The organism is Sodalis-like endosymbiont of Proechinophthirus fluctus, from assembly GCF_001602625.1.
GTDB lineage: Bacteria > Pseudomonadota > Gammaproteobacteria > Enterobacterales > Enterobacteriaceae.
Genome location: NZ_LECR01000002.1, coordinates 19,923 through 22,273, shown reverse-complemented (window position 1 = coordinate 22,273; position 2,351 = coordinate 19,923). Strand labels below are relative to the sequence as shown.

Annotated in this window: 3 protein-coding genes; 2 read left to right on the top strand and 1 reads right to left on the bottom strand. The window is 49.7% G+C overall.

Annotated elements, in window-relative coordinates; translation table 11 throughout:
- The coding region (gene trxB / locus BG74_RS00270; protein WP_066595605.1) for a thioredoxin-disulfide reductase at window positions 1–881 on the bottom strand (881 nt) is incomplete at its 3' end.
- A 513-nt stretch (window positions 882–1,394) separates the two neighbouring features.
- Between trxB and lrp the strand changes: the two genes are divergently transcribed.
- Both lrp and BG74_RS00260 read left to right on the top strand, forming a co-directional pair.
- Complete coding sequence (gene lrp / locus BG74_RS00265; RefSeq protein WP_066595601.1) at window positions 1,395–1,889, top strand: leucine-responsive transcriptional regulator Lrp; 495 nt, start codon at window positions 1,395–1,397, stop codon at window positions 1,887–1,889.
- 124 nt (window positions 1,890–2,013) lie between these two features.
- Window positions 2,014–2,351, top strand: a 338-nt coding sequence (locus BG74_RS00260; protein WP_187202431.1) for a DNA translocase FtsK 4TM domain-containing protein, incomplete at its 3' end; no start/stop codon positions are given.

Sequence of the window (2,351 nt, the reverse complement as noted above, 5' to 3'; positions counted from 1 at the left end):
TGGCGGTAGTTATGGTCCATGACGTCGCCGGCCGCGAACACGCCCGGAATCGAGGTGGCGGTCGCATTGCCGTTAATCCCGGACTGCACGCGCAGGTAACCGTTTTGCAGCGACAGCTGCGAGTCGAAAATGGCGGTATTGGGACTATGACCGATAGCGATAAACACCCCGACGACCGCCAAATCTTCATGGGCATTGCCGACCACATCTTTGAGTCGTACTCCAGTGACGCCCATCTCGTCGCCCAATACCTCTTCCAAAGTCCGATTGGTGTGCAGAACTATATTGCCATTATTGACTTTATCCATCAGCCGGTCGATTAGGATCTTTTCCGAACGGAAGGTGTCTCGGCGGTGGATTAAATGCACTTCCTCGGTGATATTGGATAGATACAAAGCTTCCTCCACGGCGGTGTTGCCGCCACCAACCACCGCCACTTTTTGGTTGCGGTAAAAGAAGCCATCGCAGGTGGCGCAAGCGGACACCCCTTTCCCTTTATAGGCTTCTTCAGACGGCAGACCCAAATACCGCGCGGAGGCTCCGGTGGCAATAATAAGCGCATCACAGGTGTATTCGCCGTTATCGCCGACCAGGTGGAACGGACGGTTTCGCAGATCTACATGGGTAATGTGGTCGAAGATGATTTCCGTATTGAATTTTGTAGCGTGGGTATACATGCGCTCCATCAGCAGCGGTCCGGTCAACCCTTCAGGGTCGCCAGGCCAGTTTTCCACCTCGTTGGTAGTCGCTAGCTGTCCGCCTTGCTCCATACCGGTGATTAAAACGGGATTCAGATTGGCGCGCGCGGCATAAACTGCAGCGGTATAGCCTGCCGGCCCTGAACCCAATATGAGTAGTTTACTATGTTTCACCGTAGACATATTTTCCTCATTGTCATCGCATAACCAGGACATTGTGAGAAAATTACCATAGTTAAGAAAGGATGCAAAAAGTAGTTAACGATTTTTCCAATTAATCGCGGCTATCGTATCGATTGCCGCCAGCAGGGCATAATCAGGGAAAAAAATCGCTAACCCTCCCCGTAGCCACGATTGTTGCTAACAACCGGTATGTTATTCTGATTTTTAACGTTTTACTTTGACAATCGGCTGCGCTTTTGCGAAAACATCCAGGCTGGAAAATAAAACAGCCCGAAATTTGGCCGCCTGTGCTTGGCGGTAGAGTGTGGGGGTTTGCGGTACCGTGCGCGATATGCTGTTATAGCGCGTCATGCGCTTTCTGATGCCGTGCAGTACGTTGACAGATAGGTTCTAAATTTTTCCGGAAAAGCTTGACCTTAAAAAACTAATAACCGGTTGTTAGACAACCATTAACACAATTAAATTATTAATATTATGGCAAGTACAGGGAAAGAATTGAGAGAGACACTAATGATGGTAGACAATAAAAAGCGCCCAGGGAAAGATCTCGATCGTATCGACCACAGTATCCTGAAAGAGCTGCAAAAAAACGGACGGATTTCCAATGTCGAGTTATCGAAGCGGGTTGGGTTATCGCCCACTCCTTGTCTGGAACGCGTGCGCCGTCTGGAACGCCAGGGTTTCATCCAGGGCTATACTGCGTTGTTGAACCCGCACTATCTGGATGCATCGTTACTGGTATTTGTTGAGATTATTCTCAACCACGGCGCACCGGATGTATTCGAGCAATTCAACGCTGCGGTGCAGAAGCTAGAAGAGATTCAGGATTGTCATCTGGTTTCCGGCGATTTCGACTATTTGTTGAAAACACGTGTGCCGGATATGTCCGCCTATCGTAAACTGCTTGGCGAGACGCTGCTGCGCTTGCCAGGCGTGAACGACACCCGGACCTATGTGGTCATGGAAGAAGTGAAACAGAGTAATCGTCTAGTCATAAAGACGCGTTAAGGAGCATTTTAGGTGCAAATACGGTTTGTTTTGGTTACACTTCTGTGAATTCATACAGTCCCAGCGCCGGACAACACCTCGGCGCTGTTGTTATGTCGGTTACCAGAAACCTGGAGAGCCTTTCTTGAACCAGGAATATACAGAAGATAAAAACATCACCATTAAAAAACTCAGCGGCGGCCGCCGGCTACTGGAGGTGGTGCTGGCTGTTGTGGGTATTTTTGCGTTTTATTTGATGGTTGTGCTGGTCAGTTTCAGCCCCTCCGATCCAAGTTGGTCCCAGACTGCCTGGCATGGTCAGATACATAATCTGGGCGGCGGGGTAGGGTCGTGGTTTGCCGATACTCTGTTTTTTACCTTTGGTGTGCTGGCCTATGCGCTGCCGCTTATCATGCTATTTTTTTGCTGGAGCTCCTTCGCCCAGCGCGATAGACGTGACTATGTGGATTTATTCGGCCTGTC